The following is a 6430-nucleotide window of genomic DNA, read 5'->3' on the forward strand; positions in this document are numbered from 1 at the left end:
ACCGTATGGAAAGCATAATTAGAGAATATGCAAAGAATTCTACGGTCTAATTTTCACAAATAATATAAAAATCAGTTTTTTCCCTTCACCAATTATTAATACTTGCATTGTATCTTCAGTTTGTTGTAGAAATCATTACAAAATCAATGAAATAGTCATATGGAGATTTCTTTATGAAAAGTAGAGAAGTAAAAGATGGAATAGAGAGAGCGCCTCATAGAGCGCTTTTTCATGCAACAGGAGTTAGAAAAAGCGATTTTAAAAAGCCCTTTATTGGTATTGTATCAAGTTTTACTGATTTGATTCCCGGCCATATAGGAATGCGTGACCTAGAACGATTTGTAGAGAAAGGAGTCCATTCGGCAGGAGGCTACCCTTTTATTTTTTGCGTACCAGGCATTTGCGATGGCATTGCTATGGGGCATAAAGGAATGAGTTATTCACTACCTTCGAGAGAGTTGATTGCAGATATAATTGAGTCAGTTACTTTAGCCCACAGTTTAGATGGCCTCGTTATGATTACAAATTGTGATAAGATTACCCCTGGTATGCTAATGGCGGCAGCAAGGCTCGATGTGCCTTCAATTGTTTTGACTGCAGGACCTATGATCACAGGGAGACTCGAGAAAAAGAAGCTTTCCTTGGTAAGAGATACTTTTGAAGGTGTTGGAAGATGCAAAAGCGGAGAAATATCTTTGGGAAAACTTGGCGAGCTTGAAATGGAAGCATGTCCCGGACCTGGCTCTTGTCAAGGGCTTTATACAGCTAATACAATGGCTTGCCTCACAGAAGCTATGGGTATGTCATTAAGCGGATGTGCAACAGGTCTTGCAGGATTGTCAAAAAAGAGAAGAATCGCCTTAGATTCAGGAGAAAGGATTGTTAAACTGATAAAGGATAAAATTACACCAAGAAAAATTCTAAATATCAATGCTTTTAGAAATGCAATCATAGTTGATTTGGCTCTTGGCGGATCAACAAATACAACTCTGCATTTGCCTGCTATTGCTTATGAAGCAGGTGTAAATTTGAAGCTTGAGGAATTTGACAAGTTGAGCAAAAAAATTCCGCATATAACTCTTCTTGAGCCAGCAGGCAATCATTATATGGAAGACCTTGAATATGCAGGAGGAATACCTGCTGTTTTGCATACTCTCAAAGATAAATTATATGACAATATTACTGTTTCCGGGCGAAGCATAAAGGCAATAGCCAAATCTGCAAAAGTTTACGATAGGGATGTGATAAGACCCCTTTCAAAGGCATATCATACGGAGGGGGGATTGGCAGTTTTGAAAGGGACACTGGCACCTGATGGTGCAGTAGTCAAACAAGGTGCTGTTGTAGAATCAATGCTTAAATTCAAAGGTAAGGCGAAGGTTTTCGATTCAGAGGAGGAGGCAATCAAAGCAATTACGGGACAAAAAATAAAGGCAGGAGATGTTGTTGTCATCAGATATGAAGGTCCGCGCGGAGGCCCAGGGATGAGAGAAATGCTGCTGCCTACAGCGGCCTTAATAGGCATAGGTTTAGGCGATAAGGTTGCTCTTGTTACAGACGGTCGTTTTTCAGGTGGGACGAGAGGCCCGTGTATTGGTCATATCTCTCCTGAAGCAGCAAGTGGAGGACCTATTGCCGCAGTCAAAAATGGAGATATAATATCTATAGACATTCCAAATAGAAAAATAGATCTTCTCATAAGCAAAGGTGAGCTCAAAAAGAGGCTGAGTAAAATAAAACACCCTAAAGCAAAAATTACTGAAGGATATTTGGCAAGATATGCCTCTTTTGTACAGTCTGCAAATACCGGAGCTATCGTTAAAAAGATTTAAGTCTTCGAGGAGTGGGAGTTGAAGAAAGGTTCTGAAATAATTGTAGAGTGCCTTGAAAGGGAGAATGTAAAGCATATTTTTGGACTTCCCGGAGCCGTGTTATGCGACGTGTACGATGTATTGCATGATTCTCCTATCGATTTTATCATTTGCAGACATGAACAAGCCGCGGCGCATGCAGCCGACGGTTATGCTCGCGTTTCAGGAAAGACAGGTGTATGTATGGTAACTTCAGGGCCGGGAGCCACTAATATAGTAACTGGTTTGGCAACGGCTTATATGGATTCTATACCGATGGTTGCTTTTACAGGGCAAGTTCCTACAACTATGATAGGCGATGATGCTTTTCAAGAAGCAGACATTGCAGGTATAACGAGAACAATTACAAAGCATAATTATCTCGTAAATGATATTAAGGACCTTGCAAGGATTATAAGGGAAGCCTTTTATATTGCCTCAACAGGAAGGCCTGGTCCGGTTTTGGTTGACCTTCCAAAGGATATTATACATTCAAAAACTAAATTTGAATATCCTGAAAAGGTTTCCATAAGAGGTTATAATCCAAATCTTAAGGGGCATCCAAAGCAGATTGAAAAGATTGCAGTAAAGCTTTCCGAGGCGAAAAGGCCTGTAATCTATATGGGTGGTGGAGTAATCTTGTCAAATGCAAGTAGAGAAGTTGAAGAGTTGGCACATATGCTCAATATTCCTGTAACTTCTACTCTTATGGGATTGGGTGGATTCCCTTCAAATGACAAGTTGTTTCTCGGAATGCTTGGAATGCATGGCACCTATTGGGCAAATATGGCGACAAATAATTCAGACCTGATTATTGCTTTGGGAGCAAGGTTTGATGACCGTGTTACGGGCAGGATTGATAAATTTGCACCTGATGCCACAGTTGTTCATATTGATATTGACCCCTCTGCAATAAGTAAAAATATCACGGTAGATATCCCGGTTGTAGGCGATGTTAAAGAGGTCCTGAAGCATCTGAACGAAGAAGTTAAAAAGAGGATTAAATCGAAACCCAAAAGGACTGAATGGTTCAAAGAGATTGAAAAATGGAAGGCGAAGCATCCCTTGCTCTATGGTGATGGAAAAAAAGGGTATTTGAAACCGCAATGGGTGATAGAAAAAATATCGGAATTGGCAGATGACAGTGCAATAATAACGACTGATGTGGGCCAGCATCAAATGTGGACTGCACAGTATTTCAAATTTAAAAAACCGCGCACTTGGCTTACATCAGGCGGATTGGGAACGATGGGATATGGACTTCCTGCTGCAATTGGTGCTAAAATGGCAAATCCAAAAAGTATTGTCGTCAATATTTCAGGAGATGGTAGTTTCCAAATGAATTGTCAGGAGATTGCGACTGCCAAGACTTACGGTGTCCCTTTTATTTCTATAGTTTTAAACAATAACAGCTATGGAATGGTAAGACAGTATCAAACTATATTTTATAAAAAGAGGTACTATGCCACTGATCTCGACTTTAATCCTGACTTTGTAAAATTAGCTGAAAGTTTAGGGGCTGAAGGGTATTATGTAGATGATGAAAAAAAATTTATTGATATTTTCAAGAAATCATTGAAATCTAAATTGCCGGTTGTCATTGAAGTTAAGATAGAAAAGGATGAGAAAGTATTCCCAATGGTTCCGGCAGGTGGTTCTGTAAAGGATATTTTGGTAGATTAAATGAAACATATTATTTCTGTATTGGTAGAAAACAAATTTGGTGTTCTTGCAAGAGTTGCGGGCCTTTTTTCAGCAAGGGGTTTTAACATCAAATCGCTCTCTGTTGGAGAAACGATTGACCCAACAGTTTCTCGAATGACAATCATATCGGCAGGCGATGACCAGATAATAGAGCAGGTGATAAAACAGTTGAGACGCCTTGTTGATGTCATTAAAGTGACCGATTTGACAGGAGAAGATTATGTTGATAGAGAGATGGTTTTAATTAAAGTTAATGCAGAACCAAAGGTGCGTTCTGAATTAATGCAGATAATAGATATATTTAGGACAAAAATAATAGATGTTGCTCCACGCAGTTTTATTGTGGAAGCAACTGGAGACAATGACAAAATAAATGCCCTCATTGACTTGTTGAGGCCTTTCGGCATTAAGGAAATTGCCCGTACCGGATGTGTTGCAATGAGTAGAGGGAGCAAAAGCAAAAAATAATTTAATGGAGGATTAATTGGTATGCTTAAGATTTATCATGAAAAGGATGCTGACTTGAAGTTTCTAAAGAAAAAAACAATCGCTATTTTAGGATATGGAAGTCAAGGCCATGCGCAAGCGCAAAATCTTAGAGATAGCGGGCTAAATGTCATAGTCAGCGAACTTAAAGGTTCAAAACAATGGAAAGAGGCAAAAAAAGCCGGTTTTGAAGTTTTCGAAGCGGCTGAAGCAAGCGCAAAAGCAGATTATATTCAGGTATTGGTTCCAGACGAATTTCAAAGCTCCATTTATCACAATTCTATAAAGAACAATTTGAAGAAAGGAGATATTCTCGGTTTTTCTCATGGATTCAATATTCACTTTCATCAGATTGAACCTCCAGAAGATGTGGATGTTGTTATGGTGGCGCCTAAAGGCCCGGGACATCTTGTAAGGCGCCTATATACTGAAGGCAAGGGTGTTCCAGCATTGGTTGCTGTTCAGAATGATGCATCGAAGCAGGCAAAAAAGATTGCTCTAGCATATGCTAAGGGGCTTGGTGCGACAAGGGCAGGAGTAATCGAGACGACTTTCAAGGAAGAAACGGAAACAGACCTTTTTGGCGAGCAGGTAGTCCTTTGCGGAGGAGTTACGGAACTAATTCGAGCCGGATTTGATACTCTCGTTGAAGCAGGATATCAGCCTGAAATCGCATATTTTGAATGTCTTCATGAACTGAAATTGATAGTTGACCTTATCTATGAAGGCGGTATTGCCAATATGCGCTATTCCATCAGCAACACTGCGGAATATGGTGATTTGACAAGAGGCCCGCGTGTCATAACAGAGGAAACGCGTAAAGAGATGAAAAAGATTTTGAAGGAAATTCAATCAGGGGAATTTGCACGGGAATGGATAAATGAGAATCAGGCAAATGGTCCAGTATTCAAAGCATTGAGAAAACAAGGAGAAAATCATTTAATAGAGGAAGTTGGCAAAAAATTAAGAGGAATGATGTCTTGGATAGGGAAGCCGGTTAACAAGTAATTTTGTGTGACGCAATGCACATTCCGCTGGCAAAGGACGGGCTTCGATTTATTATTCCTCTTGGAGTTGTTACATTTGCAGCATGGATAATCGAAGCTCCATATCCCTTAAATATGTTCCTAACATTGCTAACTTTTTTTGTAACCGCTTTTTTTAGAGATCCAGAAAGAAAAGTTCCAAAAGGTTCTAATCTGGTAGTTTCACCAGCTGATGGGACAATATTGAAGGTTGAAAGAATTAATGAAACACCATATATCAAAAATGGATGTATTATGGTGAGCATATTTATGTCAGTTTTCAATGTACATGTGAATAGAATGCCAGTTGAGGGGATTGTGGAAAAGATTATTTATAGTTCGGGAAAATTTATTTCCGCATTTAAAGATAAGGCTTCCGCTGATAATGAAAAAAATGCTATAATATTAAATTCGGGAAGGCATAAAGTAGTGCTCGTACAGATTGCTGGTCTGATTGCAAGAAGAATTGTTTGTTGGGTCAAAGAAGGGGAGAAGGTAAAAGCTGGAGCGCGATTTGGGTTAATTCGTTTTGGGTCTAGAGTTGACATATATTTGCCCGATAATTTTGTGCCTTCAATCAAAGTAAAAGACAAAGTAAAAGCAGGTAAAACAATTTTAGGAACATTACAATGAGAAGAGGAATTTTTATTCTTCCGAGTCTATTTACGACAGGAAATGCATTATGTGGTTTCTACGCGATTATTGCGTCCATAAATGCAATAAACATTACGACAGGAAATGTTTTTTCAGTAGATAGGAAATGGATATTGAGGTCAGCTATTGCAATTATTCTTGGCGCATTTTTTGATGGTTTAGATGGAAGAGTTGCAAGAAGTACTAAAACAACTTCGAGATTTGGCTTGGAGTTTGATTCTCTTGCTGATTTATTGACCTTTGGTGTAGCACCTGCAATACTCGTATATGTTTGGGCTTTGAGGCCTTATGGGAAAATTGGGTGGGTTGCAGCTTTTTTGTATGTAATATGTACGGCATTGAGATTGGCAAGGTTTAATGTGCAGGCAACCGGCAAGAAATCGAATTATTTTATAGGTCTGCCATCGCCTGCAGCAGCATCATTGATTGCAACACTTGTTATTTTTTATTTTTCTTATTGGGAATCAACAGAAGGTTTTTTCCGGTACAGAGCAATTATTTCAGTCGTTGCTGTTTATGTTGTTGCACTTTTTATGGTCAGTACTTTTAAATTTAGAAGTCTTGGCGGCATAGATTTTTCGAGAAGTAAGCCCTTTAATGTTTTGATAGGAATAATTCTTTTCCTATTTTTGATTTTGATGAAGCCTTCACTTATGTTTTTTGTAATATGTTGGGGATATTTTTTTGTTGCTCTATGCGAGGGTATCTATC

The 6430-nt window shown here is 39.0% G+C and carries 6 protein-coding genes; all 6 read left to right on the forward strand.

Annotated elements, in window-relative coordinates; all coding sequences use genetic code 11:
• Window positions 1-173: 173 nt before the first annotated feature.
• Window positions 174-1832 carry a dihydroxy-acid dehydratase gene (gene ilvD / locus D6734_09070; protein ID RMF93873.1) on the forward strand — a complete coding sequence of 553 codons (1659 nt, stop codon included), beginning with the start codon at window positions 174-176 and terminating at the stop codon, window positions 1830-1832.
• A gap of 18 nt (window positions 1833-1850) precedes the next feature.
• Window positions 1851-3533: a biosynthetic-type acetolactate synthase large subunit gene (ilvB, locus tag D6734_09075; GenBank protein ID RMF93874.1), complete on the forward strand. Its 1683-nt coding sequence runs from the start codon at window positions 1851-1853 to the stop codon at window positions 3531-3533.
• On the forward strand, window positions 3534-4022 hold the full coding sequence (gene ilvN, locus D6734_09080) for an acetolactate synthase small subunit (GenBank protein ID RMF93875.1): 489 nt from the start codon (window positions 3534-3536) through the stop codon (window positions 4020-4022).
• Between the two features lie 21 nt (window positions 4023-4043).
• Window positions 4044-5048, forward strand: a complete 1005-nt coding sequence (gene ilvC, locus D6734_09085; GenBank protein ID RMF93876.1) for a ketol-acid reductoisomerase — start codon at window positions 4044-4046, stop codon at window positions 5046-5048.
• Between the two features lie 14 nt (window positions 5049-5062).
• Complete coding sequence (locus D6734_09090) at window positions 5063-5698, forward strand: phosphatidylserine decarboxylase family protein (GenBank protein RMF93877.1); 636 nt, start codon at window positions 5063-5065, stop codon at window positions 5696-5698.
• Window positions 5695-6430, forward strand: a 736-nt coding sequence (pssA, locus tag D6734_09095; protein RMF93878.1) for a CDP-diacylglycerol--serine O-phosphatidyltransferase, incomplete at its 3' end; no start/stop codon positions are given. The genes D6734_09090 and pssA, both read left to right, overlap by 4 nt.

The organism is Candidatus Schekmanbacteria bacterium (assembly GCA_003695725.1).
Taxonomy (GTDB): domain Bacteria; phylum Schekmanbacteria; class GWA2-38-11; order GWA2-38-11; family J061; genus J061.